Source organism: Citrobacter sp. Ce119 (assembly GCF_030334525.1).
In the GTDB taxonomy this organism is placed as follows: domain Bacteria; phylum Pseudomonadota; class Gammaproteobacteria; order Enterobacterales; family Enterobacteriaceae; genus Citrobacter; species Citrobacter europaeus.
This window is the reverse complement of sequence record NZ_JAOWDR010000047.1, coordinates 321,606-346,589: the sequence shown is the minus strand read 5'-3', so window position 1 is coordinate 346,589 and position 24,984 is coordinate 321,606. Positions and strand designations below refer to the sequence as shown.

At 52.0% G+C, this 24,984-nt stretch carries 25 protein-coding genes; 12 read left to right on the top strand and 13 right to left on the bottom strand.

Features of this window, described 5'->3' with window-relative positions:
• Positions 1-36 precede the first annotated feature (36 nt).
• Positions 37-1,419 carry an amino acid permease gene (locus OGV80_RS10355; RefSeq protein ID WP_043016396.1) on the bottom strand — a complete coding sequence of 461 codons (1,383 nt, stop codon included), beginning with the start codon at positions 1,417-1,419 and terminating at the stop codon, positions 37-39.
• 244 nt (positions 1,420-1,663) lie between these two features.
• A complete protein-coding gene (ydgH, locus tag OGV80_RS10350; protein WP_043016395.1) occupies positions 1,664-2,608 on the bottom strand; it encodes a DUF1471 family protein YdgH in 945 nt (314 codons plus the stop codon).
• Between the two features lie 525 nt (positions 2,609-3,133).
• Here ydgH and pntA point away from each other — a divergent pair.
• The 3 genes from pntA to OGV80_RS10335 all read left to right on the top strand — a co-directional run bounded on the left by pntA (position 3,134) and on the right by OGV80_RS10335 (position 7,419).
• Positions 3,134-4,663: a Re/Si-specific NAD(P)(+) transhydrogenase subunit alpha gene (gene pntA / locus OGV80_RS10345; protein ID WP_080625158.1), complete on the top strand. Its 1,530-nt coding sequence runs from the start codon at positions 3,134-3,136 to the stop codon at positions 4,661-4,663.
• A 10-nt stretch (positions 4,664-4,673) separates the two neighbouring features.
• On the top strand, positions 4,674-6,062 hold the full coding sequence (gene pntB / locus OGV80_RS10340) for a Re/Si-specific NAD(P)(+) transhydrogenase subunit beta (RefSeq protein WP_043016393.1): 1,389 nt from the start codon (positions 4,674-4,676) through the stop codon (positions 6,060-6,062).
• Between the two features lie 160 nt (positions 6,063-6,222).
• Positions 6,223-7,419: a multidrug effflux MFS transporter gene (locus tag OGV80_RS10335; RefSeq protein WP_087053249.1), complete on the top strand. Its 1,197-nt coding sequence runs from the start codon at positions 6,223-6,225 to the stop codon at positions 7,417-7,419.
• 30 nt (positions 7,420-7,449) lie between these two features.
• On the opposite strand, the gene OGV80_RS10330 is transcribed toward OGV80_RS10335, so the two are convergent.
• Positions 7,450-8,484 (bottom strand): AI-2E family transporter, encoded by a 1,035-nt coding sequence (locus tag OGV80_RS10330; RefSeq protein ID WP_043016391.1) that lies wholly within the window; start codon positions 8,482-8,484, stop codon positions 7,450-7,452.
• Between the two features lie 138 nt (positions 8,485-8,622).
• On the opposite strand from OGV80_RS10330, the gene OGV80_RS24510 reads away from it, so the two are divergent.
• From OGV80_RS24510 to mdtI, 3 genes are all read left to right on the top strand, one after another.
• Positions 8,623-8,793: a protein YdgV gene (locus OGV80_RS24510; RefSeq protein WP_087050578.1), complete on the top strand. Its 171-nt coding sequence runs from the start codon at positions 8,623-8,625 to the stop codon at positions 8,791-8,793.
• A gap of 108 nt (positions 8,794-8,901) precedes the next feature.
• On the top strand, positions 8,902-9,267 hold the full coding sequence (mdtJ, locus tag OGV80_RS10325; RefSeq protein ID WP_167373452.1) for a multidrug/spermidine efflux SMR transporter subunit MdtJ: 366 nt from the start codon (positions 8,902-8,904) through the stop codon (positions 9,265-9,267).
• Positions 9,254-9,583, top strand: coding sequence for a multidrug/spermidine efflux SMR transporter subunit MdtI (gene mdtI / locus OGV80_RS10320; RefSeq protein WP_043016389.1), 330 nt, complete (start codon positions 9,254-9,256; stop codon positions 9,581-9,583). Before mdtJ ends, mdtI begins: the two co-directional genes overlap by 14 nt.
• 34 nt (positions 9,584-9,617) lie before the next feature.
• Here the strand turns inward: mdtI and OGV80_RS10315 are convergent, their stop codons facing one another.
• From OGV80_RS10315 to msrP, 6 genes are all read right to left on the bottom strand, one after another.
• Entirely contained in the window at positions 9,618-10,439 is an 822-nt protein-coding gene (locus OGV80_RS10315; protein WP_087053250.1) for a trypsin-like serine peptidase, read from the bottom strand.
• Positions 10,440-10,539: 100 nt separating this feature from the next.
• Entirely contained in the window at positions 10,540-10,623 is an 84-nt protein-coding gene (ydgU, locus tag OGV80_RS24505; protein WP_100194403.1) for a small membrane protein YdgU, read from the bottom strand.
• 86 nt (positions 10,624-10,709) lie between these two features.
• Positions 10,710-11,105: an acid resistance repetitive basic protein Asr gene (asr, locus tag OGV80_RS10310; RefSeq protein WP_087053251.1), complete on the bottom strand. Its 396-nt coding sequence runs from the start codon at positions 11,103-11,105 to the stop codon at positions 10,710-10,712.
• 137 nt (positions 11,106-11,242) lie between these two features.
• On the bottom strand, positions 11,243-12,730 hold the full coding sequence (locus OGV80_RS10305; RefSeq protein WP_043016387.1) for a carboxypeptidase M32: 1,488 nt from the start codon (positions 12,728-12,730) through the stop codon (positions 11,243-11,245).
• A 46-nt stretch (positions 12,731-12,776) separates the two neighbouring features.
• Positions 12,777-13,403 carry a protein-methionine-sulfoxide reductase heme-binding subunit MsrQ gene (gene msrQ, locus OGV80_RS10300; RefSeq protein ID WP_286514811.1) on the bottom strand — a complete coding sequence of 209 codons (627 nt, stop codon included), beginning with the start codon at positions 13,401-13,403 and terminating at the stop codon, positions 12,777-12,779.
• Entirely contained in the window at positions 13,404-14,408 is a 1,005-nt protein-coding gene (gene msrP / locus OGV80_RS10295) for a protein-methionine-sulfoxide reductase catalytic subunit MsrP (RefSeq protein WP_080625163.1), read from the bottom strand.
• A 189-nt stretch (positions 14,409-14,597) separates the two neighbouring features.
• Between msrP and OGV80_RS10290 the strand changes: the two genes are divergently transcribed.
• From OGV80_RS10290 to OGV80_RS10280, 3 genes are all read left to right on the top strand, one after another.
• The gene (locus OGV80_RS10290; protein ID WP_043016384.1) at positions 14,598-15,320 is read left to right on the top strand and encodes a winged helix-turn-helix domain-containing protein; all 723 of its coding nucleotides are present in this window, start codon (positions 14,598-14,600) and stop codon (positions 15,318-15,320) included.
• A complete protein-coding gene (locus OGV80_RS10285; protein WP_075146144.1) occupies positions 15,317-16,807 on the top strand; it encodes a sensor histidine kinase in 1,491 nt (496 codons plus the stop codon). The genes OGV80_RS10290 and OGV80_RS10285 overlap by 4 nt, the downstream gene beginning before the upstream one ends.
• Positions 16,808-16,958: 151 nt before the next feature.
• Positions 16,959-17,645, top strand: coding sequence for a CPBP family intramembrane glutamic endopeptidase (locus tag OGV80_RS10280; RefSeq protein ID WP_043016382.1), 687 nt, complete (start codon positions 16,959-16,961; stop codon positions 17,643-17,645).
• A gap of 33 nt (positions 17,646-17,678) precedes the next feature.
• Here the strand turns inward: OGV80_RS10280 and ynfM are convergent, their stop codons facing one another.
• The gene (gene ynfM / locus OGV80_RS10275; RefSeq protein WP_043016381.1) at positions 17,679-18,932 is read right to left on the bottom strand and encodes a multidrug efflux MFS transporter YnfM/SxtP(Kp); all 1,254 of its coding nucleotides are present in this window, start codon (positions 18,930-18,932) and stop codon (positions 17,679-17,681) included.
• A gap of 106 nt (positions 18,933-19,038) precedes the next feature.
• Between ynfM and ynfL the strand changes: the two genes are divergently transcribed.
• The 3 genes from ynfL to bioD all read left to right on the top strand — a co-directional run bounded on the left by ynfL (position 19,039) and on the right by bioD (position 22,107).
• A complete protein-coding gene (ynfL, locus tag OGV80_RS10270) occupies positions 19,039-19,947 on the top strand; it encodes a multidrug efflux transcriptional activator YnfL/SxtR(Kp) (protein WP_047411352.1) in 909 nt (302 codons plus the stop codon).
• Between the two features lie 118 nt (positions 19,948-20,065).
• On the top strand, positions 20,066-21,286 hold the full coding sequence (gene mlc / locus OGV80_RS10265) for a sugar metabolism global transcriptional regulator Mlc (RefSeq protein WP_043016379.1): 1,221 nt from the start codon (positions 20,066-20,068) through the stop codon (positions 21,284-21,286).
• Positions 21,287-21,411: 125 nt separating this feature from the next.
• Entirely contained in the window at positions 21,412-22,107 is a 696-nt protein-coding gene (gene bioD / locus OGV80_RS10260; RefSeq protein WP_043016378.1) for a dethiobiotin synthase, read from the top strand.
• Here the strand turns inward: bioD and clcB are convergent.
• The 3 genes from clcB to OGV80_RS10245 all read right to left on the bottom strand — a co-directional run bounded on the left by clcB (position 22,063) and on the right by OGV80_RS10245 (position 24,983).
• On the bottom strand, positions 22,063-23,352 hold the full coding sequence (gene clcB, locus OGV80_RS10255; protein WP_286514804.1) for a voltage-gated ClC-type chloride channel ClcB: 1,290 nt from the start codon (positions 23,350-23,352) through the stop codon (positions 22,063-22,065). The genes bioD and clcB overlap by 45 nt on opposite strands.
• Positions 23,353-23,471: 119 nt before the next feature.
• Complete coding sequence (gene dmsD, locus OGV80_RS10250; RefSeq protein ID WP_286514802.1) at positions 23,472-24,086, bottom strand: Tat proofreading chaperone DmsD; 615 nt, start codon at positions 24,084-24,086, stop codon at positions 23,472-23,474.
• Positions 24,087-24,128: 42 nt separating this feature from the next.
• The gene (locus OGV80_RS10245) at positions 24,129-24,983 is read right to left on the bottom strand and encodes a dimethyl sulfoxide reductase anchor subunit family protein (protein WP_286514800.1); all 855 of its coding nucleotides are present in this window, start codon (positions 24,981-24,983) and stop codon (positions 24,129-24,131) included.
• Between the last annotated feature and the right edge of the window lies 1 nt (position 24,984).

The window sequence follows — 24,984 nt, the reverse complement described above, 5'->3', positions numbered from 1 at the left end:
CGTAATCTCCATGTGTCGCGAACGATGGGGACAATGTTACCCCATCAACATCCAGGTCGCCGGAACAGCAGCAACAAGCAGCAGGCCGATCAGCGCCATCTCCTGACGTTTTAATACATTTTCATGCGCGTGCGTTTTACGGGCATAAAGGAAAACCAGCAGTCCTGGCGCATACAGCACCACGGACAGCAGCAGGTGCATCGGACCTGAGGCATACAATAACCATATGCCATAAATACTCGCTCCGATACCAACAGCCTTATGAATTGGACGGGTGGCAATTTTCAGTAGAAAGGCGCCGACCAGCAAATAGGGCACCAGAATCATCTCTGAGGCGATGGTCAATAACGTATTGTAGTCCGAACCGGTGAGCCAGATCAGCACCAGGCAGATCTGAACGCAGATGTTGGTCAGCCAAAGAGATGCTGACGGCGCGCCTTGCGCGTTCTGGCGCGCAAAAATGCGTGGAAACGCTTTGTGCGTCGAGGCGAGGAACGGTACTTCCGCCGCCATAATGGTCCAGCTTAAATAGGCACCGCACACTGAGACAATCAGGCCTGCGGCAATAATAATTTCACCCCATGGCCCCATCATTTCCACCATCAGGCCTGCCATTGACGGGTTGCGGATCTCCGCCAGTTCGGGACGCGCGACAACGCCCAGAGACAGCAGGGTAACCAGCAGGTAGACGCCCAGCGCGGCGAGTACCGCCAGCAGGGTAGCGCGTCCAACATCGCGTTTATTTCTGGCACGGGCAGAAACCACCACCGCGCCCTCCACACCGATGAAAACCCATAGGGTGATGAGCATGGTATTTTTAACCTGCTCCCAGACGGGAACGCCCAATGCAACGCCAGTAAAATCGAGGGTAAAGGTGTCGAGCTTAAACAGCATGAACGCCAGGACGATAAACAGGCCAAGCGGCAATAATTTTGCCAGCGTCGCGGCCAGGTTAATACTGGCAGCCGTTTGCACACCACGCAGTACCAGAAAATGGACTACCCACAACAGCACCGATGCGCCAACAATCGACTGCCAGGTATTACCGTCGCCAAACAGACGTAACTCTGGTGTATCGGTGAAGAAGCTGAACGCAGAGAAAACGATCACCAGATACGAAACGTTAGCGATAACAGCACACAGCCAGTACCCCCATGCGGAGCAGAAGCCAATCAGCTCACCGAAACCTTCACGTGCATAGGTAAAGATGCCGCCATCGAGTTCAGGACGGATACGCGTCAGGATCAGCATGGCAAAGGCGAGCAAAAGGATACCTGCACCGGTAATCGCCCAACCAATCAGTAATGCAGCCGGGCTCGCTACCGCCGCCATATTTTGTGGCAGGCTGAAAACGCCAGCGCCGAGCATTGAGCTTAAAACCAGCGCGGTGAGTGCGCTCAGACCCAATTTCTTTTCCATTTGTATCCAGTGACAAAAACGAGAGTGAGAGAATAATTATTTTGGCAAACCGCATAAAAATGGTGAAAGCCACTAAGGCGCGGGATTTTACGGAGAGAAGAGAACGCATGCAATGGGGATAGAGAGATTTGTGACTAATAGTGTGAAAAGTTGTCTTAATACTGCTGTTTTTGTTTTACCGGAAGACTGGGGGGCGGGAAATTATCAGGCCTACAGGGTTGTAGACCTGATAAGGCATTGGGTATTACTTATACAGGTCAGCGCTGATGGTCATGTTATTACCACGTTCAGACCACTGGCGGGTGATGTGATAGTACTTAGCGCCTTTCTTCGCTGCGCGTTTAGCTACCTGGTAAGAGATTTCGGTCATGTTGCCATAGTTACCGGTGAACTTGATGCTGTCGAATGGCACCATCATCGCGGCAGTTGCTTTGTTCAGTTCTTCAACTTTGGTTCCATCCGGAAGCGTGACAGTGTAACGTCCGCCTTTGGTGGATTGCGTTTCGAAGAAACGACCAACTTCAGCGCTCGGAGACGCGGTAGTCGCAACACCTGGGATCTCAACTTTCTTCGCGGCTTCGCCACCTGCAGCTAATGCGGCACGACCGGCATCGGAATCTGCTGGGATCGCATCAGGGCTTTGTACTACGCGTTTTTTCGCATCAGCTTTATAGATGAATGCAGTAATACGCTGGTTGCCACCCTGGTTAGCATCGACCTGGCGCACGATATAGAAGGAGTAGGCGCCTTTCTCTTTCGCTGCTTTGGTGATGGCATCGTTCACTTCAGGCTGGCTGCGGTAGAAACCCTGCACCGTAACGGTATCGAATGGTTCTAACAGAACGGCCTGATCTTTCGGTAATTCCATAACGCCGTTAATGACACGGTTTTTGGATGCTTCCGCTTTTTCAGCGTCGGCTTTATAGATGTCGGCTACAACGCGCCAGTTACCGCCGCTGCCAAAATCTGAGGTATCAACAACATAAAAGGAGGCTGCACCGTCTTTATCTGCACGGCGTGATACGGCGGTCACCGCATCACCGATAGCATTAAAACGACCGGTAACCACAATGCGGTCATAGGGTTTCAGTGCAGCCGCTTGCTCCGGCGTCAATTCTGTCGCTGCATTTACAGAAAAAGCAGTCGCAGAAATAAGTGCGGACGCCAGGAGAGTGTTCTTAAGCTTCATAAAAATAATCCTTCGCCTTGCGCAAACCAGGTACTGGTATTGTTATTGACTAGAAACGTCGCTGATTATTGCATTTAAATTGTGTCAGTGTCTGCGTCAATTTTCACTCATCGTGCCACCTGACGTAACAACATCGATAACATTTTGTGATATGTCGAAAATTTCGGCGTTTGGCGAGCAAAACTGATAAAGCAGTTGAATTTCATAAGTTAATTTAATGTTAATTAATTGTTTTTGGCAGGCACGTAATCATGTTTTGCCGCTTCGCTTGAGCGAATTATCGGCCTTTGTGGGCTATTTTTAGGGCATTTTATCTGCCTGCCGTTCGATTCATCTCTATTTTGCGAATTTCATAATAAATACTGTTTTTTGGCGCTAGATCACAAGCGTCATTTTCAGTAGGTTATACAGAGTTTGTTACTGTTTTATTTTATTGAGGTAACACTGACCTCTTTCGAGAGTGCGCGCATGCCTCGTGCGAACATTGATAAACCATCATCATAAATACAGATGGAAGGGAACATTATGCGAATTGGCATACCAAGAGAACGGTTAACCAATGAAACCCGCGTAGCAGCCACGCCGAAAACGGTTGAGCAGCTGCTTAAGTTGGGTTTCAGCGTCGCGGTTGAAAGCGGCGCAGGTCAACTGGCGAGTTTTGACGATAAGGCGTTTGTTCAGGCAGGCGCAGAAATTGTTGACGGAAATACCGTCTGGCAGTCAGAGATTATCCTGAAGGTCAACGCACCGGAAGAGACGGAAATTTCGTTACTCAATCCGGGCACGACGCTGGTGAGTTTTCTTTGGCCCGCGCAAAACCCTGAGCTGTTGCAAAAGCTTGCTGAGCGCAACGTGACGGTGATGGCGATGGACTCCGTGCCGCGTATTTCGCGCGCGCAGTCGCTGGATGCCTTAAGCTCGATGGCGAATATCGCCGGGTATCGCGCTATTGTTGAAGCTGCACATGAATTTGGTCGTTTCTTTACCGGCCAGATTACCGCCGCGGGCAAGGTTCCACCGGCCAAGGTGATGGTAATCGGTGCAGGTGTTGCAGGTCTGGCGGCTATTGGTGCGGCAAACAGCCTGGGCGCTATCGTTCGTGCTTTTGACACCCGTCCGGAAGTGAAAGAACAAGTTCAGAGTATGGGCGCTGAGTTCCTTGAACTGGACTTCAAAGAAGAGGCGGGCAGCGGCGACGGTTACGCTAAGGTAATGTCCGAGGCGTTCATCAAAGCCGAAATGGAACTCTTCGCTGCACAGGCGAAAGATGTCGACATTATCGTTACCACCGCGCTGATCCCGGGCAAACCTGCTCCGAAACTGATCACCCGTGAAATGGTTGATTCGATGAAGGCTGGCAGCGTGATTGTCGATCTCGCCGCGCAAAACGGCGGTAACTGCGAATACACGGTCCCTAACCAGGTAACCACCACCGAAAACGGGGTGAAGGTTATTGGTTATACCGATCTGCCAGGCCGTCTGCCGACGCAATCTTCCCAACTGTACGGCACGAACCTCGTCAACCTGCTCAAACTGTTGTGCAAAGAGAAGGACGGCAATATCACCGTCGATTTTGACGACGTGGTAGTACGTGGTGTCACGGTGGTACGCGAGGGTGAAATCACCTGGCCTGCGCCGCCTATCCAGGTATCTGCTCAGCCGCAGGCTGCGCCGAAAGCCGCGCCAGCGCCGAAAGAAGAGAAAAAGCCAGTCTCACCGTGGCGCAAATATGCGGTGATGGCGCTGGTGGTCATTTTGTTTGGCTGGCTCGCCGACGTTGCGCCGAAAGAGTTTCTTGGCCACTTTACGGTGTTCGCGCTGTCCTGCGTGGTGGGTTACTACGTGGTCTGGAATGTGTCGCACGCGCTGCATACTCCGTTGATGTCCGTGACCAACGCCATCTCCGGGATCATCGTTGTCGGGGCGTTATTGCAAATTGGCCAGGGTGGCTGGGTGAGTTTCCTGAGCTTTATCGCGGTGCTTATTGCCAGCATTAATATTTTCGGTGGCTTCACCGTGACTCAGCGCATGCTGAAAATGTTCCGGAAAAACTAAGGGGTAACATATGTCTGGAGGATTAGTTACAGCTGCATACATTGTTGCCGCGATCCTGTTTATTTTCAGCCTGGCGGGGCTTTCGAAACACGAAACCTCTCAGCAGGGTAACAACTACGGTATCGCCGGGATGGCGATTGCGCTGATTGCAACGATTTTTGGCCCGGATACCGGCAACGTTGCGTGGATCCTGGTGGCGATGATCATCGGCGGCGCGATTGGTATTCGTCTGGCGAAGAAAGTTGAGATGACCGAGATGCCGGAGCTGGTGGCAATTCTGCACAGCTTCGTCGGTCTGGCTGCAGTTCTGGTGGGTTTCAACAGCTACCTGTATCACGACACGGGCCTGGAACCGATTCTGGTGAACATTCACCTGACGGAAGTGTTCCTGGGTATCTTCATCGGTGCGGTGACCTTTACCGGTTCCGTGGTGGCGTTTGGCAAATTGCGCGGCAAGATCTCCTCTAAACCGCTGATGTTGCCGAATCGTCATAAAATGAACCTGGCGGCGCTGGTTGTTTCTTTCCTGTTGCTGGTGGTGTTTGTTCGTACCGAAAGCGTGGGCCTGCAGGTCCTGGCGCTGCTGGTGATGACCATTATTGCTCTGGCTTTTGGCTGGCATCTGGTGGCGTCTATCGGCGGTGCGGATATGCCAGTCGTCGTTTCAATGCTCAACTCCTATTCAGGATGGGCGGCAGCGGCGGCGGGCTTTATGCTGAGCAACGATCTGCTGATCGTTACCGGTGCGCTGGTCGGTTCTTCTGGTGCGATCCTGTCTTACATCATGTGTAAGGCGATGAACCGTTCATTTTTCAGCGTTATTGCAGGTGGCTTTGGTTCTGACGGTTCTTCTACCGGGTCTGATGAAGAAGTCGGTGAACATCGTGAGATTACTGCGGAAGACACGGCAGAAATGCTGAAGAACTCGCACTCCGTGATAATCACCCCGGGCTATGGCATGGCAGTGGCACAGGCGCAGTACCCGGTAGCGGAAATTACCGAGAAACTGCGCGCGCGCGGCATCAAAGTGCGCTTCGGTATTCACCCGGTAGCAGGGCGCTTGCCAGGTCATATGAACGTATTGTTGGCGGAAGCCAAAGTACCTTATGACATCGTGCTGGAAATGGATGAGATCAACGATGATTTCGCCGATACCGATACCGTGCTGGTGATTGGCGCCAACGATACGGTAAACCCGGCGGCGCAGGACGATCCACACAGCCCAATCGCCGGAATGCCGGTGCTGGAAGTATGGAAAGCGCAGAACGTTATTGTGTTCAAACGTTCGATGAACACCGGCTATGCTGGTGTGCAGAACCCGCTGTTCTTTAAAGAAAACACCCATATGCTGTTTGGCGACGCCAAAGCCAGCGTGGATGCAATCCTGAAAGCGCTGTAATCGTTAGCGAAAACCAAGACGGCCTCTGCGGAGGCCGTTTTTATTAATATGCCGTTATTGATGATTGCAGTTCATAAACCCATGCGGTTTTAGCTGTCTAATCACCATAATACGTCGTGTATATACTGCTGCCTGACTTTTTAGAACATGACAGGACGCTATGCGTACACGTGAACATGCTTCGCCGGTAGTTTCCGCAAGCCAGACCGGGCTTACTTTTATTCTGATCCTCAGCGGCCTGATGGCCTTTACCTCGCTTTCCACCGACATTTATCTTCCGGCAATGCCGACCATGGCCGAGGATTTACAGGGCAATGTGGAACTGACCGTCACCGGTTTTTTGATAGGTTTTGCCATTGCACAGTTGATTTGGGGGCCGATAAGCGATCATCTGGGAAGGCGTAAACCGCTGTTTATTGGCATGGTGTTTTTTATCATCGGCTCTGCAGGATGCGCGATGTCTACGAGTATCACGCAAATTGTATTCTGGCGGGTTTTTCAGGCCCTTGGTGCCTGTACCGGACCTATGCTGGCGCGGGCGATGATCCGCGATCTGTTTGCGCGCACTCGCGCGGCGCAAATGCTTTCAACTCTGGTGCTGGTAATGGCGATTGCGCCAATAGCGGGACCGTTGATTGGCGGACAAATAATTCGCCTGAGTACCTGGCACTCTGTTTTTTGGCTACTGGTGGTGATCGGCGCGCTGATGTTTATCTCTTTGAACTGGTTGCCGGAAACATTCCCGGAAGAGAAACGGGTGAAAGCCTCTTTGGCTGGCGCATTTCGTCATTACCGGTCGTTATTAGCCAATGGCCATTTTATGCGCTACACCCTGAGTCTGACGTGTTATTACGTTGCAGCGTACGCGTTTATTACTGGTTCGCCGTTTGTTTATATTAGCTATTACCATGTTGACCCACAGCATTACGGCTGGCTGTTTGCGCTCAATATTGTCGGGGTCATGGCCATGAGCGTGGTAAACCGTCGTCTGGTGCAACGCCACGCTCTGGAACAACTACTAAAGTATGCGACGATGTTGGCGGCGCTGGCCGCAGTGGCGCTTGCGCTGCTGGTTAAACTGGAGTCAGGTGGCGTTGTTGCCATTATCGTCACCGTTTTTTTGTTTTTCTCGATGAATGGCATCATCGCTGCGACTTCAACCGCTGCCGCGCTGGATGCGGTACCGAACATTGCCGGTTCAGCCTCGGCGCTGATTGGTGCGTTACAATACGGTAGTGGCATTATCTCGTCGTTGTTGCTAACCGCCTTCAGCGACGGAACGCCATGGACAATGGCATGGATAATTGCGTTATTTACCTTGTTAAGCGCCATACTGGCGCTGCGCGCAAAACGATAAACAGATGCCCCGCGATGTCGGGGCAATCGTTCATTCTTTGTTGAGATCGCTGAGCAACACGGCAATGCTTTGACCGCCGTTGGTTTGTTCGAGAGCGATTTTCACGATGATGGTCAGCGGTACAGAAAGCAGCATCCCGACTGGCCCCAACAACCAGCCCCAGAAGATCAACGACAGAAACACCACCAGTGTAGATAACCCAAGCCCACGCCCCATGATCCGCGGTTCGAGGATATTTCCAAACACCAAATTAATGACCAGATAACCCGCCAATACGACCAGGGCATCGTAAAGGCCGCTAAATACCAGCACCTGAGCAATAGGCGGAATGGCTGCCAGCACCGAACCGATATTAGGAATATAGTTGAGAGCAAAGGCCAGCAATCCCCAGACAAAGGCGAAACGCACGTCGAGTGCTGAGAGCATGCCCCAGGCTACCAGCCCGGTCACAATGCTGATCGCCGTTTTTAGCACCAGATAGTGGGATACACTGTCGATAGCGCGTTGAATCGCCGCCATTCCCTCAATGGGACGACTCATCATTTGCTTGAGCTTGTTGGGTAGCTGCGGAACTTCCAGCAGCATAAACACTACCGTCAGCAGCAGCAAAAATATTGACGACATGGCATTAGACAGCTGCGTCAGTAAATTGGTCACCAGCGTCATTGCCGCGTTCGGATCGATATATTTGACGAGTTCGTCCACGGAAACGCCGATCCCTGCGCGCTGTAGCCACGGTTCGAGATTTTTAAGCGGGATAACCAGGGAAGAACGATACTGTGGCAGCGTACGCGCAAGCTCATTTAAGGATGTACCTAAATACGCTAACAGCAGCACCATTAGCATCACAATAATAACGATGAGCAATGACACCGCGAATACGCGCGGTATGCGAAGTTTGACCATCCGCTGCACCACGGGGTTTAGCACAACGGCAATAAATAACGCCAAAATAAAGGGGACGATGATATCTGCGGCAAAGCGGATGCCGCTCAGGATGATAACCAGCATGCCCAGCATAATGACTATTTTTAGGCCGTTAAGCGTGATGATCGGTTTCGCCATAGGTATTCCTGCGTTTTTCATTTTTGAATCTGAATAATAGTGTGATTTGCGTCGAGCCGTTATAACAAAAATCAAACGGGGCAGGTAAAGAAGTGAAAAGACTTTGAGTTCGTCTTGCAGCTATGATACAAATCATCTGTGTTTAACTACCGAGGACAATTATCATCCGCGATGATGAGAAGCAACACTGCGGATAATTGTAATATTATGGACAATATGTTCAGGATGTTTTTGCGTTTACCTACACTTCTTCGTACCTCCTCCACTTTCTTGCTTGCGGGTGAGCAACACTGGCGCAACGCGCTTTAGTCCCTTCTTCTGCCTGAGCTGGCGCTGTGCGCTGAGCTAACTAATTTTATTTTTTTGGTTTACTGCATGCAGTAGGCCCAAAGGACTATATTCTCAAGCAGGAGAAGCATCATGTTTTACTGGATATTATTAGGTCTGGCCATCGCGGCTGAAATTACTGGTACGCTGTCAATGAAATGGGCAAGCGTCGGTCATGGTAATTCGGGCTTTATTTTAATGCTGGTAATGATCGCCTTATCGTATATTTTTCTCAGTTTTGCCGTTAAAAAAATTGCCCTTGGTGTGGCCTATGCCTTGTGGGAAGGTATCGGTATTTTATTTATTACGCTATTTAGTGTGCTGTTATTTGATGAAACCTTGTCCACAATGAAGGTGGCAGGTCTGGTCTCGCTGGTGTTAGGTATTGTACTGATTAAATCAGGTACACGAAAACCGACAAAAGCGGGTAGAGAGGTGACCCATGCAGCAGTTTGAGTGGGTTCACGGCGCATGGCTTGGTATGGCCATCGTGCTGGAAATTGTCGCTAACGTCTTTCTGAAGTTTTCTGATGGATTTCGCCGCAAGATTTATGGCGTATTGTCGCTGGCTGCCGTGCTCGCGGCCTTTAGCGCGTTGTCGCAGGCGGTAAAAGGTATCGACCTTTCAGTAGCCTACGCCCTGTGGGGCGGATTCGGGATTGCCGCGACGTTAGCGGCAGGCTGGGTGTTGTTTGGTCAACGCCTGAATAATAAAGGCTGGATCGGCGTGGCGTTGTTGCTTGCCGGGATGATAATGATAAAACTTGCCTGATATCCGTGCTGCCCGTTAATGCGGGCAGCATGTGTTATTCCTTCGCCAACTCTTCCAGCTTATCGCGAAAACCGGTTACGGATATAGCGCGATTATCGGCCCGCCAGCGATCTTTCGCCGCCGGAGCAGAGCTTTGTACTCCAATCAACTGCCAGCCTGAATCAGTCTTCAACATCAATGGTGAACCGCTGTCGCCCGGGAGCGTGTCGCACTGGTGTGACAGAACGGTATTTTGCGCCCAGCCGGTCACTACGCAATCCTGATGCGTGTATAAGTCGTCAAGATGATCTTCCGGATAGCCCGACTGCGTAACTTTACGATCTGCGGTTTTCAGCGCTGCGGTTAATGCTGCTTTATCACCTTCAAATAATGGCAGCGGTGTGATCCCAGAAGGTGGGTAACGCAGCACCACCAGACCAAAATCCCACGGGGCCGCGGAAGGCGGTACTATCCAGCCATCACCATCGGCTTTTAAACGTTTTCCGAGCGAAGGATCAACCCGGCCTTCGATTCCATGAATTTCATAGCGCCAGACACCCTTTTTCGACACGAAGCGTAACACCACGGCTTTATCCGGCTTGCCTTTCGGCGGGGTGAGTAAGCAGTGTCCGGCCGTCAGTGCCAGACGTGGTGAAATGAGCGTGGCGGTACACAAGTTACCACTGGCGGTTTCCAGTTGCCCGATAGCGTCCCACGGAGATTGCGTTGGGTCGGTCACCTTGGTGCGATCGTCATGACCAAAAAATAACGTTTTTATGTTTTCTGCTTCAGCGCTGGCTGTTGCAGGCTGGTCCGCATGCGCAACGACAGGAAGTAAACAAATTGAACCCAGTAACACAGCAATGGTTTTATGCATATCACACTCTGGTGGGGAATTATGATTTTTAACAGCAAACCCTCAGTTAATACTATAGACGGGACGGCGGGAAAGTGGGAGTAAAATCAGATAACTACACTCAGGAAAGATAAAAATGCATGGCAATGAAGGCGCAAATTATTAAGGTAATAAGAATGAACTCAAAGCGGTAATGTGACACCATTTTACCCTCCGAAAGGCGGCGCTAAATCAGATCGATTTAGCGCCGTATGCTATGGCGTGGGGGACGCCATAGTGACTACAAATGTGTTATGCAGCAGGTTGAGCTGCTGGTTTAGCGGTGTCGTGTTTTACTGCTTTTTTGGTGTGTTTTTTAGCGGCCTGAGCTTTTTGCTCTGGTGCTTTTTGTTCTGCTACTGGTTTGGTTGCTGCTTTTTTGGTGTGTTTTTTAGCGGCCTGAGCTTTCTGCTCTGGTGCTTTTTGTTCTACAGCCGGTTTTGTGGTGGATTTTTTAGCGTGTTTCTTGGCAGCCTGAGCTTTCTGCGGCGCTGCTTTGTGCTGTTTTTTATGATGCGTGGTTTTTGCCGGCGCAGCTTTAGTGGTTGCAGCAGCAGCCGGAGCGGTTGTAGCAGTTGTTTCAGCAGCAAATGCAGCAGAAGACAGACCCATAGCAGCGGCAACAACCAGAGCTAATACTTTTTTCATTCTCATACCCTCGATTTGGTTTTTCATTCAACCCCACTGCGGGGCCGTTGAAATAACTATATCGCTGTAATCACAGGGCTTCCGTGAGTCATTGGTATCGACGTGTAACGATATGTACAATGACTCACGGTATGAGATTACAAATAGCGGGCTTCCAGGTGGGCGCGGAAATAACGGCTGCTAAGCGGCTCTCCGGTGGCCTGGGTAATAAGTTGTTCAGTGGTGAAACGGCTGCCATGCTGCCAGATGTTCTGACGTAACCAGTCAAACAGGGGACCAAACTCACCTTGCGCAATAGACTGATTCAAGTCAGGCAGTGCGCGGTTTGCGGCACTGAACAACTGCGCCGCATACATGGCGCCCAAGGTATAGGAAGGGAAGTAGCCAAAGCCGCCGTCGGTCCAGTGAATATCCTGCATACAACCGTTACGATAGTTTCCGATCGTTGACAGCCCCAGCCAGGCCTGCATTTTCTCATTCCACAATGCCGGGATATCATCCACTTCAATATCGCCATTGATGAGCGCGCGTTCGATTTCATAACGCAGGATCACGTGAGCGGGATAGCTCACCTCGTCGGCATCAACACGAATAAACCCGGGTTTAACCTGCTGGTTCCAGGCGATGAAATTGCTTTCTTCAAATGCAGCCTGATCGCCAAAGTGGCGCGTTACAGCAGGAATTAACCGTGTCAGAAAGGCTTTACTGCGTCCCAGTTGCATCTCGAAGAACAGACTCTGGGACTCATGAATGGCGGTTGAACGTGCCAGAGCGATAGGTTGCCCTAACCAGTTACGTGGCAAATTTTGCTCATAGCGGGCATGACCGGTTTCATGGATCACGCCAAACAGTGCGCTGAGCAATTCATTTTCATCATAGCGAGTGGTAATACGAACGTCTTCAGGCACGCCGCCACAGAAGGGGTGTGCGCTGATATCCAGTCGGCCAGCCGTAAAGTCAAATCCCAACTGCGCCATCGTTTCAAGCCCCAACTCTCGCTGGATAGCGGTTGGGAAGGGGCCAACCGGGGCGATGAGCGACTGCTGAGACTGTTTTGCCACCACCTTGTTTAGCAGGTCGGGCAGCCAGCTTTTTACATCTGCAAACAGGACATCCAGTTGGGCGCTGGTCATTCCGGGCTCAAAGATGTCCAGTAGCGCGTCATAAGGCGAACAGCCTTTTGCGTCTGCGCGTAGTCGGGCTTCTTCGCGGCTGTACTGCACGACTTCTTTCAGGTTTTCGGCAAATCCTTCCCAGTCATTTGCGGGTCGCTGACTACGCCAGGCATGCTCGCAGCGGCTTCCCGCAAGAGATTTTGCTTCTACCAACGATTCGGGCAATAGGGATGCCTGGTGATGTAGCCGCGACATTTCGCGAAGGTTCGCTTGCTCAACATCGTTGAGATCTTCCTGTTGCGCTGCGGCGATCCACGTTGCCACCTTCGGGTCGGTTAACAGCTGATGCTCAAGCACGCTCAGCTCGGCCAGCGCTTCGCCGCGAGCTTTGCTGCCGCCTGATGGCATCATGGTAAACATGTCCCAACTGGCTATTGCCGAGAGGTGGGAGAAGCGAGAGAGCCGCAGGAACGTGCGGGTGAGCTGATGGTAATTATCATTGTTACTCATTTTTTGTTCTCGTTCTGCTTAGGTGTAGTAAGAAGTTTACCGTGATTCATTCACTTTTCATAAACACACCTTTATACCTGGTTTTCCGTAACAGCTTTTTATAGCGAAAAGCCAGCAACACGACAAAACAAATGGCGTAGATAATGGGGAGCGGTGATAACACTTTTACCGACCACAGGTAATGCAGCGGTAGCAAAATGGCGGCCAGGTAAACGTAGTTGTGCAACGTTTGCCAGTTTTTGCCCATTTTACGTTGCGCGGCTTGCGTGGAGGTCAGCGTCAACAGGAGTAAGATAATCCAACCCGTCATGCCCAGCGTTAGCCATGGGCGTGAAACCAGTTCATGTCCTAGCAATCCCAGATTTTGCATACCCAACTCCAGCAGCGCATAGCTGAGCATATGCAACGTAGCCCATGCAAAGCACCACAAGCCTAACAACCGTCGGGTGCGAAATAACAAAGGCTGCTTTGCGCAGCGTGCGAGCGGTGATACCAGCAGGGTAGCCAGCAAAAACTTCAGTGCGGTGATGCCTGTAAAGTGCTGGATATCTTTTCCCGGGTCGGCCCCCAATCCGCCATGCTGTGTGGCCCAGAAGAGCCACAGCAGGGGTAAAAAACCGGCGAGATGCAGCAGTACTTTCAGGCCGGTTATCTGTTTTGCGGTTAGCCTCACTTAAAAGTACTCCCGTAGATCCATACCCTGATATAAAGAGGCCACCTCATCGGCATAACCATTGAAAGGCAATGTGGGCTGTCGCTGTACATCGAGAATGCCACCCGAACCGATAAAACGCTCTGTGGCCTGAGACCAGCGAGGGTGATCGACCTGCGGATTTACATTGGCGTAAAAACCGTATTCGTTCGGCGCTGACATATTCCAGGTGGTCGGCGGCTGCTCGCGCGTGAGCTTAATACTGACTATCGATTTAATGCCCTTGAAGCCGTACTTCCAGGGTACGGTCAGGCGTATCGGCGCCCCGTTTTGCGGCGGCAACGCTTTGCCATACACGCCCACGGTCAGCAGTGTCAGTGGGTGCATAGCCTCATCCAAACGCAGACCTTCAACATAGGGATATTTCAACCCACCACCAATGAAGCGATCTTTCTGGCCGGGCATTTCATCAGGAGCGTAGCGAGTTTCAAAGGCGACGTATTTGGCGTGGCTGTTTGGCTCAACCAGCGCCAATAATTTATGCAAAGGAAAACCGACCCATGGCACAACCATCGACCATGCCTCAACGCAACGCATCCGGTAAATACGCTCTTCTAATGGAAAACGAGTGGTCAGCGCATCATGATCCAACGTTAACGGTTTGTTCACTTCACCGCTGATGGTCAACGTCCAGGGATCGGTTTTCAGGCTACCGGCATTAGCGGCAGGATCGGCTTTATCCAGACCAAACTCGTAGAAATTGTTGTAGCCCGTCACTTTGTCTTCCGGCGTCAGGGGCAGACTGTTTTGCCAAAGCTCGGGTTTTGTAAACCCGAGTGGTTTGCCCGCCGGTGCAGGCGGACGATCGTTGCCTTTAAACCAATTTAACAAACTGGCTTGTGTCGGGGCAGACAACGACGCCGCCGCCGCGCCTATCCCAAGTGCTTTGAGAATCTGTCGTCGTTGCATAAAAAATACTGACTCGGCTGTAACATCAGCTTCCCGAAGTGGACGTTTTTTCTGCATAACGTTTCCTTTTTATTTTCATAGTAGGGAAAACAAAGCGACGTTTCCCTGTTGATGTCTGGCGTGTCGATAACGACATACTGTGCGCCTGCGTATCCCAGGATCCTCACGAAAAGTTAAAAATTTTGTGATAACTTCCGCCCCTTGCCTGAGGTAAGCTTTCAGCACGATGAGAGGGGGATGACACTGATGGCTGGCGCAAAAAAGATATTTTTGGTGGAAGATGACAGCGATATTGCCGCACTTTTGCAACTGAGCCTGAAGGATGAAGGGTACGAAATTATTCATGAGGCTGATGGGGCACGAGCGCTTGAGCAACTTGAGAAGCATGTCTGGGATGCCGTTATCCTCGATTTGATGCTGCCGGGCGTGGACGGTCTGGAGATTTGTCGTCGGATCCGTCAAATGAGTTTCTATCTTCCGGTCATCATTATCAGCGCCCGTACCAGTGAAACTCATCGCGTATTGGGACTGGAAATGGGGGCCGATGATTATCTGGCCAAACCTTTCTCGGTGCTCGAGTTGATGGCCCGGGTGAAAGCACTGTTTCGCCGTCAGGAGGCTATGAGTCAGAACCTGCGTATGGAAGCGGGGATTATCACCCTCCATGGCGTAGAGATTGATCCATTAGCCCGGGAAGTCCGCCAGCACGGTAAATCCCTTGATTTAACGCCGCGTGAATTCGATCTGCTCTATTTTTTCGCTCGTCATCCAGGGGAGGTCTTTTCGCGTCAGGCGCTGTTAGATCAGGTGTGGGGCTATCAGCACGAAGGATATGAGCATACGGTGAACAGTCATATCAATCGCCTGCGGACCAAAATTGAAAAAGATGCTGCGGAGCCGGAAATTATTCTCACGGTTTGGGGACGGGGCTATAAGCTTGCTGCGGTTAACGCGGAGCATCAGCCATGATTTATCGCCTGTCGCTAAGCCAGCGCCTGACCCTTGTCTTTACCGCCATTATGCTGATTTGCGCTGTTACCGTCAGCGTTGTCCAGATCCGCAGCAGTAAACAGTATGGCGACGCCATGGTGCAGAGACTTTCACTGGAGCTGGCGAGCAAAATTGTCAAAAGTGAGTCGCTTATTGATGCCAGTGGTCAGGTTAATCGCCAGATCTTAAAAGGACTTTTTAATCACCTGATGACGCTCAACCCAAGCGTGGAGTTGTATCTGGTCTCTCCGTCAGGTGAAATACTCGCCGATGCCGCCCCGCCCGGGCATATTCAGCGACAGAAAATTAGCGTACAGCCGATTCAGGTTTTCCTTAATTCGGACGAACTGCCCGTATACGGCAACGATCCGCGCAGCAGCCAGCAAAAAGTATTCAGCGCCGCGCCAGTTTTATTGAACGGTGAGCTGCATGGCTATTTGTACATTATTTTGCAAGGCGAAGACCTGAATACGCTGGCGAATACCGCCTGGCAAAAAACGCTCTGGAATACCGTGGCCTGGACGTTAATACTGGTTTTATTAGCCGGCGCAATCGCTGGATTCCTGGTGTGGCGATGGGTGACGAACCCGGTGAAAAGACTGACTGGACAGGTGGTTAAACTAGAGCAGGACAGCATTAGCGTCATCAAACAGCTGGCGCAAAAAGATCCCGAACCGGCACCGGCGAATGAAATAGCGTTGCTGAACAATGCGTTTATCGAATTAGCGCAGAAAATTGCCCTGCAGTGGGATTTATTAGCGGATAGCGATCGTCAGCGCAGAGAGTTTATAGCCAATATTTCGCACGATTTACGTACGCCGCTGACTTCCCTGCTGGGATATCTGGAAATGCTGTCTCTGAAAGCCGATACCATGACGCCGGAGGAAAATCGGCATTATCTTAGCATCGCGCTACGCCAGGGACATAAGGTTCGCCATCTGTCACAACAGCTGTTTGAACTGGCGAGGCTTGAGCATGGCGGTATAAAACCGCAGCGTGAACGATTTGCTATCGGCGAGCTGATCCAGGATGTGGCGCAGAAGTTTGATCTCCCTGTTGCCACGCGTCACTTGCAGTTGCACCTTGAGGTAATGGGACCGCTACCGCTGGTGAATGCAGATTTGTCGATGATGGAAAGAGTCGTGACGAATTTGCTGGATAACGCTATCCGTCATACGCCTGATGGGGGTGAGGTGCGGTTGAAAGTCTGGCGTGATGCAGACCGCCTATTAGCAGAAGTGCAGGACAGTGGGCCAGGAGTAGAAGAGGCTGTACGAGAAGTATTATTTCAACGCCCGACCGCGTTAATTCCCCGTGAGCAGCGGGCAGAGCGCGGCGGACTGGGTTTACTGATTGTGCGTAGAATGCTCGAGCTGCATGGGGGGGATATCAGCCTGGTTAATTCCACGGCTGGGGCCTGTTTCCGTTTTTCATTGCCGCTGGCGGATTCTCCACTAAATAGCTGACGATAATGTTCTGGCGATAAGCGCTATACCGCAATCCTCGTGTGAACCCGTGGCCATTGCGTAAAAGTTGGTAGGTTGTCAGTGATAATGAGAATTTTTATCATATATCGATAATTCATCAACTTATCTTTGATAAGCGCAAGGAGATCGTATGTCACAGGATGCCGACAACCTGTATATCGTCAGAACCAAAGCGGTTGCTGGCTGTTTTTCCATGTTTTTACTGATGTTTGGTCTCACGTTTACCCCGTTATTTTTCCCCGCGAGCCAGACACTGCTTGCCAAAGGGCTACTTTTTCCGCTGCTGTTTGCGCTGGAATTTGTTGTGCTGGTTCCGCTGTATTATTTCTTCTTCAGAAAAAGAGAGGGGTTGGGCAAAGGAATTTTCAACGCCAGGTGGTTTACCATTTTGTTCGTGGCGCTGTTGTTTATTCAGCTCATCCTGCCGTGGATTCTGGGCCTCAGACAAACCGAAGCGTGGGTGACCAGCCAGATATCCCTAAACAGCTACGCGTTGTGGTTATCCACTCTGACTCTGATATTTATTGCGCCAGTTTATGAAGAAATTGTTTTCAGGGGCTGTTTATTCAACGCATTCCAGTACTGGTTCAATAATAAAACCTGGCTGTCGTCGGTGGTGGTATCGGTCATTTTTGCCATCATGCATACACAGTATGTGGATTTGCGCACGTTGCTGATGTTGTTTCTTGTGTCGCAGGTTTTGATCATCGCCAGACTGAGAAGTAACGGGCTGTTGATGCCGGTTATGCTGCATATAGTGATGAACGGGACGGTTATTGCCCTGCAAATGGCGGCTCAGACGTTACAGCCTGGTTGATGAAGGCGATGCCCGGAACCCGGGCATCGTAGATTAAACGTGCAGACGATGGTGCAGACGTGTGCCGACCAGCAATGCCAGCACCAGCATCAGGGCGATAAATCCACCCACGCCGTTCCAGCCGTAGCTGTGCCAGAATACGCCGCCCAGCGTACCGGCAATGCTTGAACCCAGATAATAGCTGAACAGATACAGGGAAGACGCCTGGCCTTTAGCGCGTTTTGCCCGCGGTCCAATCCAACTGCTTGCCACAGAGTGCGCGGCAAAGAACCCGGCTGAAAAGAGCAGCATCCCGGCAAAGATCAACCACAGCGAAGTGAACAGAGTCATCAACAGTCCAGCCAACATTACGCCGGTTGAAAAGAGCATTACCGGGCCACGTCCATAGCGGGTAGTCATAGAACCCGCTTTCGGCGAACTCCAGGTCCCGGTCAGATACGCTACGGAAAGCAGGCCGACCACCGCCTGGCTGAGTTCCCACGGAGAGAGCATCAGACGGTAGCCGATGTAATTAAACAGCGTGACAAACGACCCCATCAGTAAAAAGCCTTCCGCAAACAGCAGCGGCAACCCTCTGTCGCGCCAGTGCAAACGAAAGTTGATAAACAACGTTTTCGGGCGTAGCGACGTTGGTCTGAAATGACGTGATTCCGGTAAGATTTTCCAGAACATCAGCGCGGAGGCGAGGGCAAAACACCCAATCGCCGCCAGCGCGATACGCCAGTTAAAAAAGTCGGTAAAAACGCCGCTGATCAAACGACCACTCATACCACCAATTGAGTTACCGCTGATATATAAGCCCATTGAAAAGGCGACGAAGCTGGGGTGAATTTCCTCGCTCAGATAGGTCATTCCCACTGCCGCCACGCCGCTGAGCGAAAGCCCTATCAGCGCGCGCATGATTAAAATACCGTGCCAACTGGTCATCATCGTCGAAAGCAACGTACAGCAGGACGCGAGCAGTAGCGCCGTAACCATTACCGGCTTGCGGCCTATCGCATCGGAAAGTGGACCGGTAAACAGTAAACCGATCGCCAGCATCGCCGTTGAGATGGAAAGCGAAATACTGCTGCTGGCAGGAGAGACTCCAAACTCGTTTGAGAGCACTGGTAGTATGGGTTGCACACAATAGAGGAGAGCAAAAGTCGCCAACCCGGCGGAAAACAGCGCCAGAGTGACGCGCATAAATGGGGATGTTCCGCGTTTGATAAAACCATCCGGCGGGGTAACTATCTGTTCATCAACATCGCTGGTTGGCGCGGTATCGACAGTTGTTGTACGGCTCACTTGAAATCCTTGCTCAATCAAAACTTCTACAGGACTAGCCTTAAGAGTATGAAAATCACAATATTCTGTCTAATATATTAATAATCTCAAATAATATCTTAAAAATATGAATATCGAACTGCGTCATTTACGTTACTTTGTAGCGGTTGCCGAAGAGCTGCATTTTGGTCGGGCGGCGGCGCGGCTGAATATATCGCAACCGCCGCTTAGCCAGCAGATCCAAATCCTGGAGCAGCAGGTCGGCGCCCGGCTTCTGGCGCGGACTAATCGCAGCGTGGCGCTGACCTCTGCCGGAAAGCAGTTCCTGGCGGACAGTCGGCAAATCCTCGGTTTGGTTAATGAAGCCGCTGCCAGGGCTGAGCGGCTTCATCTGGGAGAAGCGGGGGAATTGCGTATCGGTTTTACGTCTTCGGCACCGTTTATCAAAGCGGTTTCAGATACCTTATCCGTGTTTCGCCAAAGCTACCCTGCAGTGCATATGCAAACCCGCGAAATGAATACGCGCGAGCAAATTGCTCCGCTTAATGAAGGAACGCTGGATTTGGGACTTCTGCGCAACACACAGCTTCCTGAAACGCTGGAGCATGAAATCATTCTGCATGAGCCGCTGATGGCGATGATCCCGCGTACGCATCCGCTGGCGCAAAAGCCCGTGGTCACATTGGCGGAACTGGCCAATGAGCCATTTGTCTTTTTTGACCCCCATGTAGGGACGGGGTTGTATGACGATATTCTTGGCCTGATGCGTCGCTATGGACTGAAGCCGACTATCGCTCAGGAGGTTGGTGAGGCGATGACTATCATCGGGCTGGTGGCCGCAGGATTAGGTGTCTCCATTCTTCCCGCTTCCTTTAAACGGGTGCAATTGTATGAAATGTGTTGGATCCCGATAGCGGAGGAAGATGCCGTTTCAGAAATGTGGTTAGTGTGGCCAAAGCATCATGAGCAAAGTCACGCCGCGCAACGCTTTCGGGAACAGCTTCTGGCGGTCGTTAAGGCGATTAATTTAGTTTAAAAATGAGCGAAAATGTGCAGTAAATCACAAGGCTAAGGAAAAAGTTGACGGAAGCCATTGAAGTGCTTCACCATAGCCCGCAGATTATTTCGGAGCGCGAAAATAAAGGGAGTAAGTGGTGGTTGCTGATAGTCAGCCTGGGCATATCGATCAAATTAAGCAGACCAATGCTGGCGCAGTTTACCGCCTGATTGATCAGCTGGGTCCGGTATCGCGTATTGATCTCTCTCGCCTGGCGCAACTGGCGCCAGCCAGTATTACTAAAATTGTCCGCGAAATGCTCGAAGCGCACCTGGTGCAAGAGCTGGAAATCAAGGAAGCGGGCAGCCGTGGGCGTCCGGCTGTTGGGCTGGTTGTTGAAACGGAAGCCTGGCACTATTTATCCATTCGTATCAGTCGCGGCGAGATCTTTCTGGCACTGCGCGATCTGAGCAGCAAACTGGTGGTAGAAGATTGTCTCGAAATGGCGCTGGTCAGTGAAACACCGCTGCTGGAACGTGTTATTACTCAGGTCGACCAGTTTTTCATCCGCCACCAACAAAAGCTGGAACGCTTAACCTCCATCGCCATCACCTTACCCGGCATTATTGATACTGAAAACGGTATCGTGCATCGCATGCCATTTTACGAAGATGTCAAAGAGATGCCGCTGGGCCAGGCGCTTGAGAACCATACTGGCGTACCGGTCTATATTCAGCATGATATTAGCGCCTGGACCATGGCTGAGGCGCTTTTCGGCGCATCGCGCGGCGCGCGCGATGTCATTCAGGTGGTGATCGATCATAACGTGGGTGCCGGGGTGATCACTGACGGTCATTTACTGCATGCCGGTAGCAGTAGCCTGGTGGAAATTGGCCATACGCAGGTGGATCCGTACGGTAAACGCTGCTACTGCGGTAACCATGGGTGTCTGGAAACGATCGCCAGCGTCGACAGCGTGCTCGAACTGGCGCAGGTGCGCTTGAAGCAGTCAATGAGTTCTTCTTTACACGGACAACCGCTGACGGTAGACGCACTGTGTCTGGCGGCAATGCAGGGTGATTTATTGGCGAAAGATATCATTAGCGGCGTAGGGACCCACGTCGGACGCATTCTGGCCATCATGGTGAATTTGTTCAACCCGCAAAAGATATTGATTGGTTCTCCGCTCAGTAAAGCGGCGGATATTCTGTTCCCCACTATTGCTGACAGCATTCGTCAGCAGGCGCTCCCGGCCTACAGTCAGCATATAGTCGTTGAAAGTACGCAATTCACCAACCAAGGGACGATGGCGGGGGCCGCGCTCGTTAAGGACGCGATGTATAACGGTTCTTTGTTGATTCGTCTATTACAGGGTTAACATTTTTTAACTGTTGTACGAAAAATTGCGCTATCTCAAGCTGATTCTCGTCATCATACCTTAGACTTTCTCCACTGTTTTATTTTCCTGATTTATATTTTCAAAGCATAACGGTGGAGTTAGTGATGCTGAAGCGTTTCTTTATTACAGGTACAGACACTTCTGTTGGGAAGACCGTGGTTTCCCGCGCATTACTACAAGCGTTAGCGTCAGGGGGTAAAAGCGTTGCGGGTTACAAACCCGTAGCTAAAGGAAGCAAAGAGACACCTGAAGGCCTGCGCAACAAAGATGCGCTGGTGCTGCAAAGCGTGTCCACTATCGAACTGCCTTACGAAGCGGTCAACCCGATTGCGCTCAGCGAAGACGAAAGTAGCGTAGCGCATAGTGGTCCGGTCAATTACACTCTGTTATCCAACGGTCTCGCAAGCCTCAGCGAAAAAGTCGATCATGTTGTCGTGGAAGGTACCGGAGGCTGGCGCAGTCTGATGAACGATCTGCGTCCGTTATCGGAGTGGGTGGTGCAGGAACAACTGCCGGTGCTGATGGTGGTGGGTATCCAGGAAGGCTGTATTAATCATGCCATCCTCACCGCACAGGCAATTGCCAGCGACGGACTGCCGCTGATTGGCTGGGTCGCGAACCGAATCAACCCGGGGCTGGCGCATTATGCGGAAATCATTGATGTGCTAAGTAAAAAATTACCCGCTCCGTTAATCGGCGAACTACCTTATCTGCCTCGTGCAGAGCAGCGCGAGCTGTCTCAGTACATCCGTCTGTCAATGCTCGGCAGCGTGCTGTCGGTAGATAGAGTCCTGGCGTAACGTTCGCGACAGCACTGACGCCAACACGCAGGCAATCAGCAATCCGGGGAGTAGACGATACTCCCCGGTCATTTCACAAACCATCAGCGTCGACATTATTGGCGCATGCGTAGTTGCTGCCAGCAGCGTGGCCATCCCCGTTAATCCCAGCAAAATGGCAATCTCATCCGGACCCGGAAGCCACAACCCCCATACCCGTCCCAGCAGCATGCCCACCGACAGACCGACAAACAGCGTTGGCGTGAACACGCCGCCTGGCGCGCCGGATCCACTGCTGGCAAGCACAGCCAGTAATTTGCAGATGAAGATCCCGCTCACCACGGCCAGCAATGGTGGGGAAAGTAAATATGACTGCACCACGCTGTAGCCATTACCCCAGACTGCTGGTGTGAGTAATGACAGCAGGCCAACGATCAGCCCGCCAAGCGCCAGTTGCCACGGGGGCGAGAGTTTAAAGCGTAAAAAAACATTATGACTGGCGGTCATTAACCACATTAAAAGCGGTCCGCAAACGCCGGCAGCCAGACCCGTACTGACGATCATGACGTATTCCAGCACATGCAGCTCCCGTGTGAAGTGCACGGCATACAGCAGCGCATTGCTGTCGCTCAGCACATTGGTGGTGAGCAGAGCGACGACGGCGGAGACCACCACCGGTCCCAATGACGCCAGGATCAACGTGCCGAACAACACTTCGGCAATAAATAAACTGCCTGCCAGCGGAGCATGGTACGCTCCGGCCATGCCCGCAGCGGCGCCGCAGGCAATCCATAACTTCCATTCTGTACGCGGGGTAAAACGTTGAGCAAAGCAGGAGGCCGCAAGCGCCGCCAGTAAAATCATGGCGCCTTCACGCCCGATGGCGCTCCCGCTGGCAACGACCAGTAACGAGGCCAGCGATTTCACCAGGCTTGCACTGACGTCAAATTGTCCGTCGGTTTGCAGGGCCTCCATATAATCAGTGGGAGCCTGCGGGCGTAAACGGTTGAACTTTTGCCATCCCCAAAGCAGCAATCCTGCCGCCAGCCCCCCTAATGCAGGCGTCAGCATACGTCTTAAAGGGGAAAGGTTTGTCGCTGCATTGACCAGACTCCCGGTGTCGTTGCTCAGGAACAACCATTCGAGAAGAAACATAGCATGACGAAATCCTGCGACGGCCAACGCAGCAAGGATACCAATCAGCGCGGCAATCAGCAGGCGGCGAAACATGGCGCGCAGGTCAGGATAAGCATGTAAATGATGCATGTGTGGCCAGAGAGGAAGTTTCAGACGCTGTATTTTGCGGCTATTTGACAACAGAAGCAAAAGCTCAGCGTGCGCAACAGGATGCACGACAGGCAGGATGCATCCTGCCTGTCGTGAAATTAACGAAACAGGGGCTTATCAGCTATCGGGATCAGTAACTGCGACTGCCACTGGGCCAGCGTCAGGCGCGCCAGCTCACCCAGCGCCTGGTAAAACGGGTGGTCAGCTTTTTCGATAAACACCTCAAGGAAGCGCGATGACCACGGGAAAAGATGCCAGGCCAGCAGCTGTTCGCACTCGGTGTGGCGTTCGTTCTCAGCAAGCCAGGCTGTCAGCAATAGCAGCGAACCAAAGTGATCTTCTGGCTCATTTTGCTGCATGGCAAACTGGATGCCGTTGTCCCGCATCCACTGACGCAGAGCCAGCGTGGAGTCGCCAAACAACACATTTTCACGATCCAGCCAGACGGATCCCCAGGGCGGAGAAGGTAGCGCATACGGACCGACAAACAAGCGTTGCCAGGCCTGCGGCAGAGGCTCATCGGTCTCGGCTTGCAGTTGTACTGCCAGCGGGGAGAGTGTTGCTTGATCAAGCGGCCATTGCGCCTGCCAGCCATCGGCCCTTAACGCACTGACTACTGCAGAGGCTTCCACGCTGTCTGGCTCATAGTAAAACAGCGCGCCAAGCACGCGCGCTGCGGTAGAAAAGTTGTCACCTTGCGAAAAATGGGTCATGCAAAACATCCTGAACAGTGCGGGTTACCTCGCACCCAAAAGTTAACCTGCAACAGCCATGCCGACTGTCATATGTAAACCGTAAAACAAACCGCGGCCGATGATTTCACCGCCAAGTACTAAAACCAGGCCCAGCGCCAGTCCGCCGACTGACGGCTCTTTGCGACGGATTAACGGACATATCCAGCAACCCAGACCCGCAGCCAACAACAGGACACGCCAGACCTGTAAACTGCCATAGTCGGGAACCAACGCGCTGGCGTTTTGTACCGAGCTGCGAATATCACTGAGCGATACACCCTGCAGGACAATAACGGCCACCGCCACCAGCAGGGCCACAACGCTGATACTGGCGAATCTGGCGGCGTTAAAAGAAACACCCGCGGCGCGCAGCAGCAGGGCGGCAAACAGTGGTCCGCTTAGCAACAGTGTCATAAAAAATGCCAGCGTGGTGTAGCCATTATACCAGGTCGGAACGGTATCTATCTGGTAGACGCTGGTCATCGCCAACACAAAAACCAGGCCCAGCAGCATGCCAGCCAGCAGCCAGATTTTACCTAACGCTGCGGGCATTTTACCGAGAAACGCCACCAGCCACCACAGGCCGCCGACGGCGAAAAACAGAGAACCGCTGGCGATTTCATTACTCAGCGCAGATGCGCCGACCCTGTTCAGCGAGTTAAAGGCGCGCAGCGGTGAACCTAAATGCATTACCGAGGCGAGAAAGGCGATGCCCATCACCAGCCACAGAAAAAACATGCTGCGCACGATACGTTGTTTTGCCATTCCGTCTTTAGCGGTCAGCCAGCCATAGCCACTCACTATCAGCGCGCCAGCCACGCACTGGCCGAGCACCGTAAACAGGACCAGCGGCCATTCATGCCATCCATTGCCCATG

Excerpts from the sequence above, each read along its gene's own strand:
- OGV80_RS10245 (WP_286514800.1), bottom strand. The coding sequence starts at position 24,983 with ATGGGCAATGGATGGCATGAATGGCCGCTGGTCCTGTTTACGGTGCTC.
- OGV80_RS10355 (WP_043016396.1), bottom strand. The coding sequence starts at position 1,419 with ATGGAAAAGAAATTGGGTCTGAGCGCACTCACCGCGCTGGTTTTAAGC.
- asr (WP_087053251.1), bottom strand. The coding sequence starts at position 11,105 with ATGAAAAAAGTATTAGCTCTGGTTGTTGCCGCTGCTATGGGTCTGTCT.
- OGV80_RS10330 (WP_043016391.1), bottom strand. The coding sequence starts at position 8,484 with ATGGCGAAACCGATCATCACGCTTAACGGCCTAAAAATAGTCATTATG.
- ydgU (WP_100194403.1), bottom strand. The coding sequence starts at position 10,623 with ATGGTGTCACATTACCGCTTTGAGTTCATTCTTATTACCTTAATAATT.
- OGV80_RS10305 (WP_043016387.1), bottom strand. The coding sequence starts at position 12,730 with ATGAGTAACAATGATAATTACCATCAGCTCACCCGCACGTTCCTGCGG.
- ynfL (WP_047411352.1), top strand. The coding sequence starts at position 19,039 with ATGAATATCGAACTGCGTCATTTACGTTACTTTGTAGCGGTTGCCGAA.
- mdtI (WP_043016389.1), top strand. The coding sequence starts at position 9,254 with ATGCAGCAGTTTGAGTGGGTTCACGGCGCATGGCTTGGTATGGCCATC.
- OGV80_RS10315 (WP_087053250.1), bottom strand. The coding sequence starts at position 10,439 with ATGCATAAAACCATTGCTGTGTTACTGGGTTCAATTTGTTTACTTCCT.
- OGV80_RS10280 (WP_043016382.1), top strand. The coding sequence starts at position 16,959 with ATGTCACAGGATGCCGACAACCTGTATATCGTCAGAACCAAAGCGGTT.
- ydgH (WP_043016395.1), bottom strand. The coding sequence starts at position 2,608 with ATGAAGCTTAAGAACACTCTCCTGGCGTCCGCACTTATTTCTGCGACT.
- OGV80_RS10285 (WP_075146144.1), top strand. The coding sequence starts at position 15,317 with ATGATTTATCGCCTGTCGCTAAGCCAGCGCCTGACCCTTGTCTTTACC.
- pntA (WP_080625158.1), top strand. The coding sequence starts at position 3,134 with ATGCGAATTGGCATACCAAGAGAACGGTTAACCAATGAAACCCGCGTA.
- OGV80_RS10290 (WP_043016384.1), top strand. The coding sequence starts at position 14,598 with ATGGCTGGCGCAAAAAAGATATTTTTGGTGGAAGATGACAGCGATATT.
- msrP (WP_080625163.1), bottom strand. The coding sequence starts at position 14,408 with ATGCAGAAAAAACGTCCACTTCGGGAAGCTGATGTTACAGCCGAGTCA.
- bioD (WP_043016378.1), top strand. The coding sequence starts at position 21,412 with ATGCTGAAGCGTTTCTTTATTACAGGTACAGACACTTCTGTTGGGAAG.
- clcB (WP_286514804.1), bottom strand. The coding sequence starts at position 23,352 with ATGCATCATTTACATGCTTATCCTGACCTGCGCGCCATGTTTCGCCGC.
- OGV80_RS10335 (WP_087053249.1), top strand. The coding sequence starts at position 6,223 with ATGCGTACACGTGAACATGCTTCGCCGGTAGTTTCCGCAAGCCAGACC.
- dmsD (WP_286514802.1), bottom strand. The coding sequence starts at position 24,086 with ATGACCCATTTTTCGCAAGGTGACAACTTTTCTACCGCAGCGCGCGTG.
- pntB (WP_043016393.1), top strand. The coding sequence starts at position 4,674 with ATGTCTGGAGGATTAGTTACAGCTGCATACATTGTTGCCGCGATCCTG.